We start from the raw sequence: 17,810 nt of genomic DNA, 5'->3' as shown, positions 1-17,810 counted from the left end.
CAGCATTGCGGCGACCGATCCCCCTCAGTTTGCCCCATCCACCCCCTGCCGCGTCACCACCCCGGTTAGACCATGGTCGAAAGTGAGCGCCCAGCAGGGCCAGGTTCGACCAATGGCGAATAGCCGCTATACATAATCGCCCCGCAGTCTCGGCTCGACCGTGCCCCACGCGCGGCATCACCTTGCCACTTGGGAGAGAGGGCAACATGAGCCACCGTACGTTGAAAGCCGTGCGCACACCTTTGGCGGCCTGCCTGTTGGTCGCCCTGGTCGCACCGGGCATGGCGTTCGCAGAGACCGCCAAAGAGAAGGCGCTGGAAGCACGCGTTGCCGAACTGGAACGCCAGGTCCAGCTGCTGCTGTCTTCGCAGCAACAACAACAGACCCAGATCAGCCAGACCCAGCAGGCCGTAACCGAAGTCCGCACGCTGCAGGCCGAGCAGAAGCCGGTCGCACAGGTTCCGGCCGGCAAGCAGCCGATCCAGGTCACCACCATCACCCCGGGCGCCGCGCCGGGTACCACGGTCAAGATCGGTGGCTTCATCAAGGCCGACTTCCTCGCCACCCAGACCAGCGATGGCCAGCTGGCCGACGATGCCACCGGCCGCGCGCTGTACCTGCCGGGCCAGACCCCGGTGGAAGGCGCCGGCGGCAGCGGCAAGCGTTCGGGCACCGACTTCAATGCCCACGCCAAGTTCTCTCGCTTCAATCTGGGCATCGACAATGTGAGCGAATCGGGCAACAAAGCCGGCGCGTTCTTCGAGATGGACTTCTTCGGCAACTCGCTGGGCAACCAGACCGCCACCAACACCTACGGCGTGACCCTGCGCCATGCCTACATGTACTGGAACAACTGGCTGGCCGGCCAGACCTGGTCCAACTTCATGGACGCGGCCGCATTGCCTGAGGCGGTCGACTTCGTTGGCCCTACCGACGGCGTGATCTTCGTGCGCCAGGCGCAGGTGCGTTACAGCCAGGGCGGCTTCAGCGTCGCGCTGGAAAACCCGGAAACCACCACCCTCACCGGTACCCGCAACCCGGTCACTGGGGCATGGACCAATGCCAGTGCCAACTCCGACCGTGGCAGCCTGCCCGATCTGACCCTGCGCTATGGCTGGAAGGGCGACTGGGGCACCTTCGGCGTCGGCGGCATCGTTCGCCAGCTGAAGGTCGACAACCAGGCCACCGGCGCCAAGGCCGACAAGGTGGCCGGCGGCCTGACCCTGGGCGGCAAGTGGGTGATGGGTGACAGCGATTCGCTGCACTACCAGCTGACCGGCGGCGAAGGCATCGCCCGCTACATCGGCTTGGGCATCACCGCCGACAGCGCCTATGACGTTGCCCGCGACGAACTCAATCCGACCGGCGTGCTGGCCGGCTACGTGGGCTGGCGGCATGCGTTCTCGCCGAAGCTGCGCACCAACCTGATCTACGCGCGTAGCGACTACGACAACGACAGCATCCTCGGCCCGCTGGTGACCAAGAGCGTGCAGAGCATCCGCGGCAACATCTTCTACTCGCCGTTGCCCAAGGTCGATGTCGGCGCGGAGTTGATGTACGGCCGTCGCGAAGTGGAGAACGGCAACAAGGGTGACATCACCCGATTGCAGTTCACCACGAAGTACAGCTTCTAAAGGAGTGCCGACCAAGGTCGGCACCTACAGCGATTGCGTACCGGCCAACGGTCGGCACCCACCGACCCAGGTCGGCACCTACAGAGGGAAAACGTCCCATGTCCAGCACTGCATCAAGCCCGCACAATCCAGCGGGCACCCTGACCAAGGGCCACAAGAAGGTCATCTTCGCCTCGAGCCTCGGCACGGTTTTCGAGTGGTATGACTTCTTCCTGTACGGCTCGCTCGCGGCCATCATCGCCAAGCAGTTCTTCAGTGGTGTCAACGAAACCACCGGCATGATCTTCGCCCTGCTGGCGTTCGCCGCCGGCTTCTTCGTGCGCCCGTTCGGCGCGGCCTTCTTCGGCAGCCTCGGCGACCGTATCGGCCGCAAGTACACGTTCCTGGTCACGATCCTGATCATGGGCATCTCGACCTTCCTGGTCGGCGTGCTGCCCAACTACGCCACGATCGGCTTCGCGGCACCGGTCATCCTGATCGTGCTGCGCCTGGCCCAGGGCCTGGCGATGGGCGGCGAGTACGGTGGTGCCGCCACCTACGTGGCCGAGCACGCGCCGGACGACAAGCGTGGCCTGTACACCAGCTTCATCCAGTGCACCGCCACGCTCGGCCTGTTCATGTCGTTGCTGATCATCCTGGCCTGCCGTTACTTCCTGGGCAACGAAGCCTTCGAAGCCTGGGGCTGGCGCATCCCGTTCCTGGTGTCGATCCTGCTGCTGGGCGTGTCTGTATGGATCCGCCTGCAGCTGAGCGAGTCGCCGCTGTTCCAGCAGATGAAGTCCGAGGGCAAGGGCTCCAAGACCCCGTTCCGTGACAGCCTGAAGGGCGGTAACCTGAAGCTGATGCTGCTGGTCCTGCTCGGCGCTGCAGCCGGTCAGGCCGTGGTCTGGTACGGCGGCCAGTTCTACGCGCTGTTCTTCCTCAGCAGCATGCTGAAGGTCGATGCCACCACCTCCTACCTGCTGATCGCGGCCGCGCTGGCGCTGGGCGTGCCGTTCTTCATCTTCTTCGGCTGGCTGTCCGACCGCATCGGCCGCAAGAAGATCATCCTGGCCGGCTGCCTGCTGGCGGCTGTTACCTACATCCCGATCTTCAAGGGCCTGACCCACTTCGCCAACCCGGCCATCGAAGAGGCACGTGCGTCCTCTCCGGCGCTGGTCGTGGCTGATCCGAACACCTGCTCGTTCCAGTTCGATCCGGTGGGCCTGCGCAAGTTCACCAGCTCCTGCGACGTGGCCACCGCCGCGCTGACCAAGGCCGGTGTGCCGTACGACGTGCAGCCCGCCGCCGCCGGTTCGCTGGCGATGGTGAACGTGGGCAGTGCCAGCGTCACCTCGTATGAGGCCGCTGGCCTGACCAAGGAAGAAGGCAAGGCCAAGGCCGATGCGTTCGGTGCGGAACTGAAGACCGCCCTGACCACCGCGGGCTACCCGGCCAAGGCCGATGGTTCGCGCATCCACTTTGCCGGCACGATCTTCATGCTGTGGCTGCTGGTGCTGTACGTGACCATGGTCTACGGCCCGATCGCCGCCTACCTGGTCGAACTGTTCCCGACCCGCATCCGCTACACCTCGATGTCGCTGCCGTACCACATCGGCAACGGCTGGTTCGGTGGCTTCCTGCCGGCGATCTCGTTCGCGCTGGTGGCCGGTACCGGCAACCTGTACTACGGCCTGTGGTACCCCATCATCATCGCGCTGATGTCGGTGGTGATCGGTGGCCTGTTCCTGCGCGAGACCAAGGACGTGGATATCACCAAGTAGGAATGATGTTCACCGGATGAAGGAAAGGCCGCGGTGCAGACCGCGGCCTTTCTGTTCGAGGGAATGGGGGAATTGAGGCGGGGTAGAGTCGACTGTCAGTCGACTATCGCGCGCAGCGCGGGGTTTCCAGATGTCCCGCAAAGGGCAGTCGACTGACAGTCGACTCTACCCAGTCGGCTCTACCGTTACATGGCTCGGCCCCCCCCCGTATAGTCGGTCCATGACCACAACCGCCCCAGCCGACCTTCCTGCCCTCCTGCACGCCCTGCGCAGCGCCTGGCAGTCGCAGCGCCCCACGCTCGACCAGCGTGAGGCCGACCTGCGCCGCCTGCGCGAGGGGCTGAAGCCACGCCTGGACGAAATGGCGCAGGCCATCGCCGAGGACTTCGGGCATCGCGCCCACGTTGAATCGAAGCTGGCCGATGGCATGAGCGTGCTGTCGGCCATCGACCACCTGCGCCGCCACCTGCGGCGCTGGTCGAAGCCGCAGCGCGCATCGTCCGGCTGGAAGCTGTGGCCGGCGCGCGCGCAGCTGCGGCCGACGCCGTTGGGCGTGGTCGGGGTGATCTCGCCCTGGAACTACCCGGTCACGCTGGCACTGGTGCCACTGGCCACCGCCATCGCCGCCGGCAACCACGTGCTGCTGAAGCCTTCGGAACACACGCCGCGCGCCAGCGCGTTCCTGGCCGACCTGCTGGCCAGCGTGTTCCCGCCGGATCGAGTGGCGGTGGTGCAGGGTGGCGCGGACGTGGCCGCAGCGGTGTCGTCGCTGCCGCTGGACCATCTGCTGTTCACCGGCTCGACGGCCGTGGGCCGCAAGGTGATGGCAGCGGCCGCCGAGCATCTGGTGCCGGTCACGCTGGAACTGGGCGGCAAGTCGCCTGCCATCGTCTGCCGTGACTTCCCGCTGGACAAAGCCGCCGCGCGGCTGGCCACCGGCAAGTGGTTCAACGCCGGGCAGACCTGCATTGCGCCGGACTATGTGCTGATCGACACCGCGCGCCAGCGCGAGTTCGTGCAGGCGCTGCAGCAGCAGGTGCGCGAGCGCTACGGCGATTTCAGTGATGCCGATGACTACACGCGCATCATCAACGACGGCCAGTACCAGCGCCTGCAGGGCTATCTGGCGCAGGCGCGCGAACACGGCGTGCCGGTCATTCCGCTGGCGCAGGTGGAAGAGGCGCGCGCCGACCGCGAGCGCCTGCTGGTGCCGACCGTGGTGCTGGACCCGCCGGATGACCTGGACCTGATGCGCGAGGAGATCTTCGGACCGATCCTGCCGGTGCGCGCCTACCCCGATCTGCAGGCGGCGCTGGCCGATGTGCTGTCGCGCGACCGGCCGCTGGCGCTGTATCCCTTCAGCCATGACACGGCCACGGTGGAGCGCATCCTCGGCCAGGTCGTGGCGGGCGGGGTGACGGTGAACGACACGCTGCTGCACTTCGCCGCCGACGGCCTGCCGTTTGGCGGGGTGGGGGCGAGTGGCATGGGCGCGTACCACGGGCGCGCCGGGTTCGATGCCATGAGCAAGCGGTTGCCGGTGTTGTGGCAGTCGCGCTGGGCGGCCAGCGACCGGCTGCGGCCGCCGTATACGAAGATTGCGGGGTTGTTGAAGCTGATGGTTCGGTGAAGCCACGCATGGCGTGACTCTGTAGAGTACAGGCAGCCGAGCGTGGGCTCGGCTCTACAAGGCAACCCAGGCCCACCCGGGTAGAATGCCCCCATGAAAATCGCCTCGTGGAACGTCAATTCGCTCAATGTCCGCCTGCCGCACGTGCAGCAGTGGCTCAAGGACTTCGGTCCGGACATCGTCGGTATCCAGGAAACCAAGCTGGAGGACCACAAGTTCCCCGATTCGGCATTGGCCGAAGCCGGCTACCGCAGCGTGTTCGCCGGCCAAAAGACGTACAACGGCGTGGCGCTGCTGTCGCGTGAGCCGGCACAGGACGTGCAGATCGGCATTCCCGGCTTCGAGGACGAGCAGAAGCGCGTCATCGCCGGTACCTTCGGCGACCTGCGGGTAATCAACCTGTACGTGGTCAACGGCCAGGACATCGGCACCGACAAGTACGACTACAAGCTGCGCTGGCTCGAGGCGGTGCATGCATGGATCGCCGAAGAACTGCAGCGGCACCCGAAGCTGATCGTGATGGGCGACTTCAACATCGCCCCGGACGCGCGCGATGTGCACGACCCGGAGGTGTGGAACGAAAACCACATCCTCACCTCCACCGCCGAGCGCGGCGCACTCAACAAGCTGCTGCAGCTGGGCCTGCACGATGGTTTCCGCCTGCACAACGACGAGGCCGGGGTGTTCAGCTGGTGGGATTACCGCGCGGCCGGCTTCCGCCGCAACCTGGGCCTGCGCATCGACCTGACGCTGGTCTCCGACGCACTGAAGGCCAGTGCGGCGGCCTCGGGCATCGACCGCGAGCCGCGCACCTGGGAACGTCCGAGCGACCATGCGCCGGCGTGGGTGCAGCTGGGCTGAACGAACGGGGCCCGGCGATTGCCGGGCCCGTTCTGGAAGGACTGCCGGCCAGCGGTCGGCGCGACCCTCAGGTCACCGTATGCTCTTGCGGGTGAACAGGTTGACGATCGCCAGCAGGATCACCGCACCGATCAGCGAGAACAGGAAGGTGCGGAGGGTGATCGCTTCGTTGATGCCGCCGCCGAACAGCCAGCCGGAAATCAGCGCGCCGACGATGCCGACCACGATGTTCAGGATGATGCCCTGCTGGGCGTCGCGCCTCATGATGATGCTGGCCAGCCAGCCTACGATGCCGCCGACGATCAGCCAGATGATGATGCCCATGATCGAACCTCCGGTGGAAAACTGTGACCAGTTGACGCGCACGGCCGTGAACCCGTCGTGCAATTGCGTGATGGGGGCTTGCGGATGAGCCTGCCAGCCACCCTCGACGGCCCGTGGCGCTTCGGCCCGGTGACGGTCTGGCGGCGCCCGCACGTGCCCGGCCATCGCGGCGAACCGCAGGCACGGCAGGTACTGGCACAGGCACTGGGCACCGATCCGGAGACGCTGCCGCTGGTCCGCGACGACAAGGGCCGGCCGGAGCTGAGCGGTACGCTGGCCCACTACGGCACCGGCTGGAGCCACAGCGGCGAGGTGCTGCTGGTGGCGCTGGGCGAAGGCGTGCGGTTGGGCGTGGACCTGGAATTGCTGCGACCGCGGCCGCGCCTGCTGGAGATCGTGCAGCGCTTCTTCCACCCCGCCGAGGTGGCCTGGCTGGAAAGCCTGGACGAGGCCGACCGCGAGCACTGGTTCTTCCGCGTGTGGTGCGTCAAGGAAGCCATCCTGAAGGCACACGGGCAGGGCATCTCGTTCGGCCTGCACCGCCTGCAGCTGGCGCGGGGGGCGGATGGCGCCCTGCATCTGCGCTGGTGCGACCCGGAACTGGGCGAGGCCGCGCGCTGGCACCTGCACGAATGGCAGGCCACCGGGCAGTTCCGTGCTGCATTGGCCTGGTATCCGCACTGAAGCGGGGAATCAGCGTGCAAAACCGGCGATAATGCCGGCATGAGCGAACACCCACTTCCCGCCAGCGTGGCCGCCACGCTGGAACAGGGCCTGGCCAGCATGGGCCTGGACGCCGCGCTGGCGCCGCCGCTGCTGCGCTACCTGGCCCTGCTGCACCGCTGGAACGGCACCTACAACCTCACCGCCATCCGCGACCCGCAGGAGATGGTCACCCGCCACCTGCTCGATTCGCTGGCGATGCAGCCGTTCGTGGCCGATGGCAGCCTGGCCGACCTCGGCACGGGCCCCGGCCTGCCCGGCATCCCGCTGGCGATCGCCTGCCCGGGCCTGCAGGTCACCCTGGTGGAGAGCAACGGCAAGAAGGCGCGCTTCATGCGCGAGGCCGTGCGCCAGCTGGGCCTGGGCAATGCCCGCGTGGCTGAATCGCGCGCCGAGGCCCTGGACGAGGCAGGCCGCTACGACCAGCTGACCGCGCGCGCGATGGACACCCTGGCCGGCATCGTCCGCGTCGGCGGCCACCTGCTGCGCCCGGGTGGCGTACTGCTGGCCATGAAGGGCGTCTATCCCCATGAGGAGATCGCGGAGCTGCCGGCGGGCTGGCAGGTGCGCGAGGTGACCCCGCTGAGCGTGCCCGGCCTGGCCGGCGAACGCCACCTGGTCACGGTTATAGGCCCCTGATTGCCATCGCCAGCCCCTTGTGGAACAAGAGGTTGGCGATTCACGATTTCCGCCCGGGGCCGGTTGTACGCATAATGACCGGTCCCAACCATCCGTCGACGAGGCACACCTGCATGGCCCGCATCATCGCCATCGCCAACCAGAAGGGTGGCGTCGGCAAGACCACGACCGCCGTCAACCTGGCCGCTTCCCTGGCCAACGCCCCCAAGCGCGTGCTGCTGGTCGACCTTGATTCGCAGGGCAACGCGACCATGGGCAGCGGCGTGGACAAGCGCGAGCTGGCCGCCTCCACCTGTGATCTGCTGCTGGGCGAGAACAGCGCCGCCGATGTGCGCGTGCAGACTGCCGAAGGCTACGACCTGCTTCCCGGCAACATCGACCTGACCGCCGCCGAGATCCAGCTGATGGGCCAGAGCGAGCGCGAGCAGCGCCTGAAGCGCGCGCTGGCGCCGATCCGCGACGAGTACGACTACATCCTGATCGACTGCCCGCCGGCACTGTCGCTGCTGACGCTCAATGCGCTGGCCGCCGCCGACTCGGTGATCGTGCCGATGCAGTGCGAGTACTACGCGCTGGAAGGCCTGAGCGCGCTGGTGGAAACCATCGAAGCGCTGCGCACCAGCCTGAACCCGGCGCTGGAGATCGAAGGCGTGCTGCGCACCATGTTCGACGTGCGCAACAACCTGGCCAACGCGGTCTCGGCCGAGCTCACCGAACACTTCGGTGATCGCGTGTTCCGCACCATCGTGCCGCGCAACGTGCGCCTGGCCGAGGCGCCCAGCCATGGCCAGAGCATCGTCGGCTACGACCGCGCCTCGCGCGGTGGCGTGGCCTACCTGGGCCTGGCCGGCGAGATCATCCGCCGCAACAACGAACGCAACAAGGCCGCCAAGGCCGTGGAGACCGTCTGATGACCAGCACCAAGCCGGCAGCCAAGAAGCGGGGCCTCGGCCGTGGCCTGGACGCGCTGCTGGGCCCGAAGGGAGCGGTAAGCCAGGTGCAGGCCACCACCGCGGTGATCGAGCCGCTGCCGGGTGAAGTGCTGCGCAAGCTGGCCGTGGGCCAGTTGCAGCCGGGCAAGTACCAGCCGCGCCGCGAGATGGACGAGGGCAAGCTGTCCGAGCTGGCCGACTCGATCAAGTCGCAGGGCGTGATCCAGCCGATCCTGGTGCGCCAGCTGCCCGCCGGCAACTACGAAATCGTCGCCGGTGAGCGCCGCTGGCGCGCATCGCAGCTGGCCGGCCTGGACGAGGTGCCGGTGGTGGTGCGCGAGCTGGAAGACCGCACCGTCATCGCGATGGCGCTGATCGAGAACATCCAGCGCGAAGACCTCAACCCGCTGGAAGAAGCCGAGGCGCTGCAGCGCCTGATCAGCGAATTCACCCTGACCCATGCCGAGGCCGCCGAGGCCGTCGGCCGCTCGCGCGCGGCGGTGTCCAACCTGCTGCGCCTGTTGGAGCTGCCGGTGGCGATCCGCCTGCTGCTGGAAACCCGCCGCCTGGAAATGGGCCACGCCCGCGCGCTGCTGACCCTGGCCCCGGAGCTGGCGGGCAAGCTGGCCCAGGAAGCAGCCGATGAAGGCTGGTCGGTGCGCGAGGTCGAGCGCCGTGCGCAGGCCTTTGCCGCAGGCAAGGTGCCGAGCAATCGCCCGGTGGCCACCCCGAAGGTGCAGCAGGCCGACATCGCCTCGCTGGAAACCGAGCTGTCCGAAGCGCTCGGCGCCAAGGTGGCGATCAATCACGGCCGTGGCGGCAAGGGCAAGCTGATCATCCACTACACCGACCTGGATACCCTGGACGGCGTGCTGGAAAAGCTGCGTACGCGCCAGGGCTGAGCCCGGCGCAGTGACAGGGGGCGCGGCCCGTTCCTGCCGTGTCCCGCGAATGACAGGGAACGTACCGCCGCGCGCGCCGTGGGATGTACTGCCTTCCGGCCCGTGGCCTCATCCAGGGAGCAGGACATGAGCAACGCATTCGACGACGTCAGCCCGGGCGGCAGCCCGATCCTGGTCCACAGCCGCCAGAAGGACTTCACCCCGCCGCAGGGTGAAGAACACATCGAGGCGATCGGCGCGCACATTGAGCGCCACCTGGGCCCGGTATCCGGCGTCTTCCACGAGATCATCTCCGACCTGGTGCACATCGACGTGCACGTGGTGCCGGCCACCGACCAGTTCCCGTACCTGCGGCTGGTGACCTCCGGCATGAGCGATCTGCCGATGGCCGTGCCCGCCGAGGTGGACGCGGACGTGCCGCGCTACATGGAACTGATGGTGACCCTGCCGGCCGACTGGCCGATGTCCCAGGACGCCTTCGAGGACGAGCGCAATTACTGGCCGGTGCGCCTGCTGAAGGGCATGGCGCGTTTGCCACACGAGTACGACACCTGGCTGGGCTTCGGCCACACCATTCCCAACGGCCATCCCAGCGAGCCCTACGCGCCGGGGGTGGGCTTCGACGGTGCCATCGTGCTGCCACCGGTGACTGCCCCGGAAGAATTCGCCACGCTGGAACTGGACGACGGCAGGACCATCAGCTTCATGACCCTGGTTCCGCTGTATCCGGAAGAGATGGATCTGAAGCTGAAGAAGGGCGCCGAGGCGCTGCTCGACCGCTTCGATGCGAAGAAGATCCAGGACGTGATCGAACCCGGCCGCGCCAATGTGGCCAAGAAGCGTTTCGGGCTGTTCTGAGCCCGCAGCGTATCCTCTGCACCTGTACTCATTGATTTCCAGGCAACTGCAATGACCATCCTGCTCACCGGCGCTGCCGGCTTCATCGGTGCCTATACCGCCCGCGCGCTGCTGGAGGCGGGCCAGGCCGTGGTCGGGCTGGACAACTTCAACGACTACTACGACCCGCAGATCAAGCATGATCGCGTGGCTGCGCTGTGCCCGACGCTGGACCTGCGCACACTGGACCTGACCGATCGCGATGGCCTGGCCGCGCTGTTCGACGAGGTGCAGCCGACCGCCGTGATCCATCTGGCCGCGCAGGCCGGCGTGCGCTATTCGCTGGAAAACCCGCACGCCTACGTCGACAGCAACCTGGTCGGCTTCGTCAACATGCTCGAGCTGTGCCGCCACCGTGGCGTGCAGCACCTGGTGTATGCCTCCAGCAGTTCGGTCTACGGTGATTCGGCCACGCCGCCGTTCTCCGAGGACCAGCGCGTGGACCAGCCGCGCTCGCTGTACGCGGCGACCAAGGCCGCCAACGAGCTGATGGCTTATACCTACGCGCAGCTGTACGGCCTGCATGCCACCGGCCTGCGCTTCTTCACCGTGTACGGCCCGTGGGGCCGGCCGGACATGGCACCGCTGCTGTTCTCGCGCGCGGTGCTGGCCGGTCGGCCGATCGACGTATTCAACGAAGGCCGCATGCAGCGCGATTTCACACATGTCTCCGACATCGTCTCCGGTATCCTCGGCGCCCTCGCGCATCCGGCCGACGGTACGGTGCCGCACCGGGTGTTCAACCTCGGCAACCATACGCCGGTGGAGCTGGAGCGCTTCATCAGCGTGATCGAGCAGGCCGCCGGCCGCCCCGCGCAGAAGGTCTACAAGCCCATGCAGCCCGGCGACATGGTGCGCACGATGGCCGATACCCGCCGCGCACATGACGCTTTCGGCTTCGATGCGGTGACCCCGATCGAAGAAGGCCTGCCGCCTGTGGTGCAGTGGTGCCGCGAGTATTTTGGTGATCGCGCCTGAGCACGGATCCTCACGCCGCCGGGTTCATCTTCGGATAACCTCGGTTTCGGAGAATGCGCGGTCTTTGTCCCCCCTTTGGCCGAGTGCCTTATGAGCCAACCCGAGCTTTCCGTTGTTGTCCCGGTGTTCAACGAGCGCGACAACGTCGCCCCGCTGGTCGCCGAAATCACCGCTGCACTGCGCGGGCGGCTACCGTTCGAGATCGTCTACATTGACGACCACTCGCGCGATGACACCTTGGCCGTGCTGCAGGGGCTGAAGGCGACCACGCCGGAACTGCGGGTACTGCACCACGTGAACCAGAGCGGGCAGAGCACCGCCGTGCGCACCGGCGTCAAGCACGCACGGGCGCCCTGGATCGCTACCCTCGATGGTGACGGCCAGAACGATCCAGCCGATATTCCCAAGCTGCTGGCCGCGCGCGATGCCGCCGAGGCACAGGTGAAGCTGTTCGCCGGCTGGCGCGTCAACCGCCAGGACAGCGGCAGCAAGCGCTGGGCCAGCCGCTGGGCCAACGCCATCCGCGCGCGCATGCTGCGCGACGACACGCCTGACACCGGCTGCGGCATCAAGCTGTTCGAACGCAGCGCGTTCCTCGACCTGCCGTACTTCGATCACATGCACCGTTACCTGCCGGCGCTGATGCAGCGCGCCGGCTGGAAGACCACCAGCGTGCCGGTCAATCACCGCCACCGTACCGCCGGTGTGTCCAAGTACAACAATCTGGGCCGCGCGCTGGTCGGCATCCGCGACCTGCGCGGCGTGGCCTGGCTGATCACCCGCAGCAAGCGCACCGCGGTGGAGGAGCGTTGATGGACCTGGAGCTGCACTGGCTGGACCAGCCGCTGACCTGGCTGTACTGGACCGGCCTGCATGTGACCGGCTGGAAGCTGATCGGCTACACCGGCGCACTGATGTTCGGCGGCCGCTGGCTGGTCCAGTTCATCGCCTCCAAGCGCGCCGGCAAGCCGGTCATCCCGCGCCTGTTCTGGTACATGAGCGTGATCGGCAGCCTGATGACGCTGAGCTACTTCCTGTTCTCGGCCAAGCAGGACTCGGTGGGCGTGCTGCAGAACCTGTTCCCGGCGTTCACCGCGCTGTACAGCCTGCACCTGGACATCAAGCACCGGGGCTGGAAGCGGGACAGGGCCAGCCACTGAGGCTGCGCCGGGATGCGGTCTGCCGTGGGTAGCGTCGTCTGTCAGTCGACTCTCGCGCGGAGCGCGGGCTTTGCTGCATGTGGCGGGAAAGCAGCCGACTGACAGTCGGCTCTACAACGCGCCTTCGGCGCTGGGGCCCTGGCCTGTGGCCGGGGCCCGGTCCTGCCTGCGTTGCAGGCAGGACCTTCGTCCCATGCCATGGGCCGTGGGCGGTGCCATGATCGGGGTCTGCCTTCCCGGGAACCTGTGCTCGTGAAAACCCGTCTTGCCGTTGCCCTGCTGATTGCCCTGTCCGCCCCCGCCGTGGCCCTGGCCGCGCCGCCCGCCGCCGCCGCGCCGGCCAGCGTCGCCACCGAATCGCCTGCCGATGCCGCCTTCCGCGCGCTGTACGAGAAGGAATGGAAATGGCGCCAGGATGGTGGCGGCGAGGCCAGCGAGGACGAGGACGCCCCGGCCAATGCCACCCGCATGCCCGATGTCGGCCCGGCCGCACAGCAGGCGCGCCTGAAGGTGTGGGACGAGACCCTCGCCGCGCTGAAGAAGATCGATCCGAAGACCCTGTCGCCCGACAACCAGGTCAACTACGCGATCTACCGCGACCAGGTGTTCAACCTGGCCGAAGAGACGCGCCTGCGCGGCTACGAGATGCCGTTCAACGCGGACTCCTCGTTCTGGTCCAACCTGTCCTTCATGGCCCGGCGCGAGATAAAGACCGTGCAGGACTATCAGAACTACATCGCACGGCTGAACGATGTGCCGCGTTACTTCGGCCAGCAGACCGAGAACATGCGCGCCGGCCTGAAGCGTGGCTTCAGCGTGCCGCGCGCGGTGCTTGATGGTCGCGAGGTGTCCATCGCCACCGTCGCCGAGCTGAAGGACCCGACCGAGTCGCCGTTGTACGCGCCGTTCAAGAAGCTGCCCAACAACATTCCGGCCGCCGAACAGGTCAGGCTGCAGGCGCACGCGCGTGAAGCGATCAGTGGCAAGGTGGTGCCCGCGTTCCAGCAGCTGCGCACCTTCTTCGTCAACGAGTACGTGCCGCAGGCGCGCACCACCCTGGCCGCCGAAGCAATGCCGGACGGCAAGGCGTACTACAAGCAGCAGATCCACGAATACACCACGCTCGATCTGTCGCCGGACGAGATCCACCGCATCGGACTGGAGGAAGTCGCGCGCATCCAGGGCGAGATGAACGACATCATCAAGCAGGTGAAGTTCAAGGGCAGCTTCGCCGAATTCCTGACCTTCCTGCGTACCGACCCTCAGTTCTATGCCAAGACGCCGGAAGAGCTGCTGTCACGTGCCGCGTGGATCTCCAAGCGCGCCGATGGCCAGCTGGGCAAGTACATGACGCTGCCGCGCGCGCGCTTCACCATCGTGCCGGTACCGCCGGATATCGCACCGTTCTGGACCGCCGGCCGTGGTGGCATGGGCACCTACTGGCTCAACACCTACAACCTGCCGTCGCGCCCGCTGTACAACCTGCCGGCGCTGACCCTGCATGAATCCGATCCGGGCCACGCACTGCAGGGCGCCATCGCCGCCGAGCAGAAGAACCTGCCGGAGTTCCGCCGCAACGCCTACATCTCCGCCTATGGCGAAGGCTGGGCGCTGTACTGCGAGAAGCTGGGCGTGGAAATGGGCATCTACGAAACCCCGTACGAGGATTTCGGCCGCCTGACCTACGAGATGTGGCGCGCGGCGCGCCTGGTGATCGACACCGGCGTGCACAGCAAGGGCTGGACCCGCGAGCAGGCGCTGGCCTACCTGCGTGACCACACCGCGCTGAGCGAGCATGAAGTGACCACCGAAGTGGACCGCTACATTTCCTGGCCGGGCCAGGCGCTGAGCTACAAGCTGGGCGAGATCGCCATCGTGCGCCTGCGTGCGCAGGCGGAGAAGGAGCTGGGCGCCAAGTTCGACATCAAGGGTTTCCACGACACCCTGCTGAAGCAGGGCTCGGTGCCGCTGCCGGTGCTGGAACAGCAGATCCAGGCCTACATCGCCGAGCGCAAGAAGGCCTGACCGTTCCGAGGCAGTTCCGGCCGCTGGCCGGCAACCCGCACGCACCGCAATCGTTCGACATTGCCGACCAGCGGCCGGCACTACCGGGAAACGGGGTCGGATCCCAGGATCCGCCCCCGTGGTCTTTCAGCCGACCGCCCGCGGCTTGGCCACGCGTGCGGCAAATGTCGGCAGCACCAGAAGGGTCAGCACGGTGGCGGTGATCAGCCCGCCGATCACCACGGTCGCCAGCGGCTTCTGCACTTCTGCACCCGAGCCACTGGCAATCGCCATCGGGATGAAGCCGACGATCGCCACCAGCGCCGTGGTCAGCACCGCACGGATACGGCTGGAAGCGCCGTTGATCGCCGCCTGCAGCGGCAGGTCACCGGCGTCCAGGCGCTCGCGGATCGCCTGCATCAACACCAGGCCATTCAAGGTCGCTACGCCGGAGACGGCGATGAAGCCGACCGCCGCCGACACCGAGAACGGCATGCCACGCAGCAGGAGCGCGAGGACGCCGCCGACCAGTGCCAACGGCACGCAGCTGAACACCAGAATGGCTTCCTTGCCGCTGCGCAGGGCCATGAACAGCAGGCTGCCGATCAACAGGAACACCACCGGCACCACCGTCGCCAGCCGCTTCTCCGCACGCTGCAGGTTCTCGAACTGGCCACCCCAGGTCAGGTAGGCACCCGGCGGCAGCGGAACGTCGGCCACCGCCGCCTGCGCTTCACCGACGAAGCCGCCCAGGTCACGCCCACGCACATTGGCCTGCACCACGACGCGGCGGCTGCCGTTGTTGCGGCTGATCTGGTTCGGCCCTTCGCTGACCGTGATGCGGGCGACCGACGACAGCGGAATCACCAGTCCCGACGGCGTAGCGATCGGCAGCGACGCCAGCTGGTCCGGATCGTTGCGTGAGGCATCGTCCAGGCGCACCACCACGTTGAAGCGGCGGTCGCCTTCGAAGATCTTGCCGGCCGCGGTACCGCCGATGCCTGTGGACAGCGCATCACTCACATCTGCAGCGGTCAACCCGTACTGTGCCGCCGCCACGTGGTCGATCGCCACGTTGAGCGTGGGCAGGCCGGAGATCTGTTCCACCCGCACGTCGGCCGCGCCATCCACCGCACGCAGCTTCAGCGCTACCTGGTCGGCCACCTTCTGCAGCTGGCTGAAGTCATCGCCGAAGATCATCACCGCCAGGTCGGTACGCACGCCGGAAATCAGCTCGTTGAAGCGCAGCTCGATCGGCTGGCTGAACTCGAAGCTGTTGCCCAGCTGCTGCCCGGCCAGTTTTTCGAAGCGCGCCACCAGTGCGTCCTTGGCCAGCTTCGGATCGGGCCAGTCCTTGCGTGGCTTCAGCACGATCACGCTGTCGGAGATATTGGTCGGCATCGGGTCGATCGCCGCCTCGGCAGTACCGGTACGCGAGAACACGGTCTCTACTTCCGGCTGCTTGGCGATTGCCTTCTCCAGCGCCAGCTGCATCGCCAGCGACTGCTCCAGCGAGGTCGAGGGTACGCGCAGGGCCTGCATGGCCACGTTGCCTTCGTCCAGCGTCGGCATGAACTCGCGGCCCAGCAGCGAGAACGCGCCGAGGCCCACCACCACCATCATCACTGCACCGGCCAGCACCGTGCGCGGATGCGCCACGGCCTTGCGCACCACCGGCTCGATGCGCGCGCGCAGCATGCGGATCAGCTTGGTTTCGTGCTCGCCATCGTCGGCATGGGCCTCGCCGTCCTTCAGCTTCGGCTCGCGCACCAGCAGTGCGGCCATTGCCGGCACGAAGGTGAAGGAGAAGATGAAGGCACCGACCAGGGCCAGCATGAAGGTCGCCGCCATCGGGTGGAACGTCTTGCCCTCCACGCCGTCCAGGGTGAGGATCGGCGCGAACACCAGCAGGATGATCAGCTGGCCGAAGGCCGCCGGGCGCGCCATCTTCATTGCCGAATCGGCGGCCACGCGCAGGCGCTCCATCGCGGTCAGCGCACGGCCCAGTTCGGCGCGGCGCTGGCCCAGCATCAGCAGCGTCGATTCGACCACGATCACCGCACCGTCCACCAGGATGCCGAAATCCAGCGCACCCAGGCTCATCAGGTTGCCGCTGATGCCGAAGCGGTTCATGCCGATCACTGCGAACAGGAACGACAGCGGAATCACCAGCGCGGTGATGGTGGCTGCACGCAGGTTGCCCAGCAGCAGGAACAGCACCACCACCACCAGCAGCGCGCCCTCGGTGAGGTTCCTGGCCACGGTCTTGATGGTGGAGTTGACCAGCACACTGCGATCCAGCACCGGCGCGGCCACGATGCCGGCCGGCAGCGATGTGTTCACCTGTTCAAGGCGCGCCGCAGCGGCCTGCGCCACGGTGCGGCTGTTGCCACCGGCAATCATCAGCGCGGTGCCCAGCACGGCCTCGTGGCCGTTGCGGCTGGCCGCACCCAGGCGCGGCGCGCGGCTCAGTTCCACGGTGGCCACATCGGCCACGCGCACCACCACGCCATTGCGGGTGGCCACCGGCGCCTGTGCCAGGTCCTCGGTGGTCAGCGCCAGGCCATCGGCACGCACCACCAGGCCTTCGCCGGCACGCTGCACGAAACCGGCGCCGGCCTGCACGTTGGAACGCTGCAGGGCAGTGACCAGGTCGGCCAGGCCGAGGCCGTGCGCGGCCAGCCGCGCACTGTCCGGATGCACGCCGTATTCCTTGACGTAGCCGCCGACCGTATCGACACCGGCCAGCCCCGGGCTGGAGCGCATCTGCGGCGCGATGATCCAGTCCTGCACGGTGCGCAGGTAGGTCGCGCGTTCTTCCGGCGTGCGCAGCAGGTTGCCTTCCGGTGTGCGGTAGACCTCACCGGGCTGCCAGCCGGCGTCACCGGGCTTGGCCAGCCTGGCTGGATCGAACGTGGTGAAGTCCACCGTCCACATCAGCACTTCGCCGAGGCCGGTGGTGACCGGTGACAGCATCGGCGATGCGCCATCGGGCAGGTCATCGGCTGCTTCGCGCATGCGTTCGGCCACCTGCTGGCGCGCGAAGTAGACGTCGGTGGCATCGGTGAAGATCGCGGTGACCTGCGAGAAGCCGTTGCGCGACAGCGAACGTGTGGTGGTCAGGCCGGGAATGCCGGCCAGCGCGGTTTCCAGCGGGTAGGTCACCTGCCGCTCGATCTGCTCCGGGGTCAGCGCAGGTGCCACCGTGTTGATCTGCACCTGGCGGTTGGTGATGTCCGGCACCGCGTCGATCGGCAGCTTGCCCAGCTGGAACAGGCCCACGGCGGCGATCAGCGCGGCCATGAACACCACCAGCCAGCGGTGGCGCACCGCTGTTTCAATGATCAGCTTGAACATGGTCGC

At 67.1% G+C, this 17,810-nt stretch carries 15 protein-coding genes; 13 read left to right on the top strand and 2 right to left on the bottom strand.

Features of this window, described 5'->3' with window-relative positions; all coding sequences use genetic code 11:
- The first annotated feature begins 206 nt into the window (after positions 1 to 206).
- From QP512_RS19920 to xth, 4 genes are all read left to right on the top strand, one after another.
- Complete coding sequence (locus tag QP512_RS19920; RefSeq protein ID WP_286070391.1) at positions 207 to 1,634, top strand: DcaP family trimeric outer membrane transporter; 1,428 nt, start codon at positions 207 to 209, stop codon at positions 1,632 to 1,634.
- Between the two features lie 98 nt (positions 1,635 to 1,732).
- Positions 1,733 to 3,397, top strand: coding sequence for an MFS transporter (locus QP512_RS19915; RefSeq protein WP_286070390.1), 1,665 nt, complete (start codon positions 1,733 to 1,735; stop codon positions 3,395 to 3,397).
- A gap of 220 nt (positions 3,398 to 3,617) precedes the next feature.
- Complete coding sequence (locus QP512_RS19910; RefSeq protein ID WP_286070389.1) at positions 3,618 to 5,027, top strand: coniferyl aldehyde dehydrogenase; 1,410 nt, start codon at positions 3,618 to 3,620, stop codon at positions 5,025 to 5,027.
- Positions 5,028 to 5,120: 93 nt separating this feature from the next.
- A complete protein-coding gene (gene xth / locus QP512_RS19905) occupies positions 5,121 to 5,888 on the top strand; it encodes an exodeoxyribonuclease III (protein ID WP_286070388.1) in 768 nt (255 codons plus the stop codon).
- Positions 5,889 to 5,960: 72 nt separating this feature from the next.
- Here xth and QP512_RS19900 read toward each other — a convergent pair whose 3' ends face one another.
- Positions 5,961 to 6,212: a GlsB/YeaQ/YmgE family stress response membrane protein gene (locus tag QP512_RS19900; RefSeq protein WP_286070387.1), complete on the bottom strand. Its 252-nt coding sequence runs from the start codon at positions 6,210 to 6,212 to the stop codon at positions 5,961 to 5,963.
- Positions 6,213 to 6,296: 84 nt separating this feature from the next.
- On the opposite strand from QP512_RS19900, the gene QP512_RS19895 reads away from it, so the two are divergent.
- From QP512_RS19895 to QP512_RS19855, 9 genes are all read left to right on the top strand, one after another.
- Positions 6,297 to 6,896 carry a 4'-phosphopantetheinyl transferase superfamily protein gene (locus QP512_RS19895; RefSeq protein WP_286070386.1) on the top strand — a complete coding sequence of 200 codons (600 nt, stop codon included), beginning with the start codon at positions 6,297 to 6,299 and terminating at the stop codon, positions 6,894 to 6,896.
- A 39-nt stretch (positions 6,897 to 6,935) separates the two neighbouring features.
- Positions 6,936 to 7,574: a 16S rRNA (guanine(527)-N(7))-methyltransferase RsmG gene (gene rsmG / locus QP512_RS19890; protein ID WP_286070385.1), complete on the top strand. Its 639-nt coding sequence runs from the start codon at positions 6,936 to 6,938 to the stop codon at positions 7,572 to 7,574.
- 113 nt (positions 7,575 to 7,687) lie between these two features.
- Entirely contained in the window at positions 7,688 to 8,485 is a 798-nt protein-coding gene (locus QP512_RS19885; protein ID WP_005411653.1) for a ParA family protein, read from the top strand.
- Complete coding sequence (locus QP512_RS19880; protein ID WP_286070384.1) at positions 8,485 to 9,408, top strand: ParB/RepB/Spo0J family partition protein; 924 nt, start codon at positions 8,485 to 8,487, stop codon at positions 9,406 to 9,408. The genes QP512_RS19885 and QP512_RS19880 overlap by 1 nt, the downstream gene beginning before the upstream one ends.
- A gap of 126 nt (positions 9,409 to 9,534) precedes the next feature.
- Positions 9,535 to 10,266 carry a suppressor of fused domain protein gene (locus QP512_RS19875; protein ID WP_286070383.1) on the top strand — a complete coding sequence of 244 codons (732 nt, stop codon included), beginning with the start codon at positions 9,535 to 9,537 and terminating at the stop codon, positions 10,264 to 10,266.
- A gap of 51 nt (positions 10,267 to 10,317) precedes the next feature.
- Positions 10,318 to 11,283: an NAD-dependent epimerase/dehydratase family protein gene (locus tag QP512_RS19870; protein WP_286070382.1), complete on the top strand. Its 966-nt coding sequence runs from the start codon at positions 10,318 to 10,320 to the stop codon at positions 11,281 to 11,283.
- Positions 11,284 to 11,373: 90 nt separating this feature from the next.
- Positions 11,374 to 12,096 (top strand): glycosyltransferase family 2 protein, encoded by a 723-nt coding sequence (locus QP512_RS19865; RefSeq protein ID WP_049443806.1) that lies wholly within the window; start codon positions 11,374 to 11,376, stop codon positions 12,094 to 12,096.
- Positions 12,096 to 12,443, top strand: coding sequence for a lipid-A-disaccharide synthase N-terminal domain-containing protein (locus QP512_RS19860; protein ID WP_049415940.1), 348 nt, complete (start codon positions 12,096 to 12,098; stop codon positions 12,441 to 12,443). Before QP512_RS19865 ends, QP512_RS19860 begins: the two co-directional genes overlap by 1 nt.
- A 252-nt stretch (positions 12,444 to 12,695) precedes the next feature.
- On the top strand, positions 12,696 to 14,468 hold the full coding sequence (locus QP512_RS19855; RefSeq protein WP_286070381.1) for a DUF885 family protein: 1,773 nt from the start codon (positions 12,696 to 12,698) through the stop codon (positions 14,466 to 14,468).
- 126 nt (positions 14,469 to 14,594) lie between these two features.
- Here QP512_RS19855 and QP512_RS19850 read toward each other — a convergent pair whose 3' ends face one another.
- Positions 14,595 to 17,804, bottom strand: coding sequence for a CusA/CzcA family heavy metal efflux RND transporter (locus QP512_RS19850; RefSeq protein ID WP_286070380.1), 3,210 nt, complete (start codon positions 17,802 to 17,804; stop codon positions 14,595 to 14,597).
- Positions 17,805 to 17,810: the final 6 nt, after the last annotated feature.

It is taken from the genome of Stenotrophomonas sp. 57 (assembly GCF_030291075.1).
Lineage (GTDB): Bacteria > Pseudomonadota > Gammaproteobacteria > Xanthomonadales > Xanthomonadaceae > Stenotrophomonas.
The sequence above is the reverse complement of the archived record's forward strand: the minus strand, read 5'-3'. Positions and strand labels throughout refer to the sequence as shown.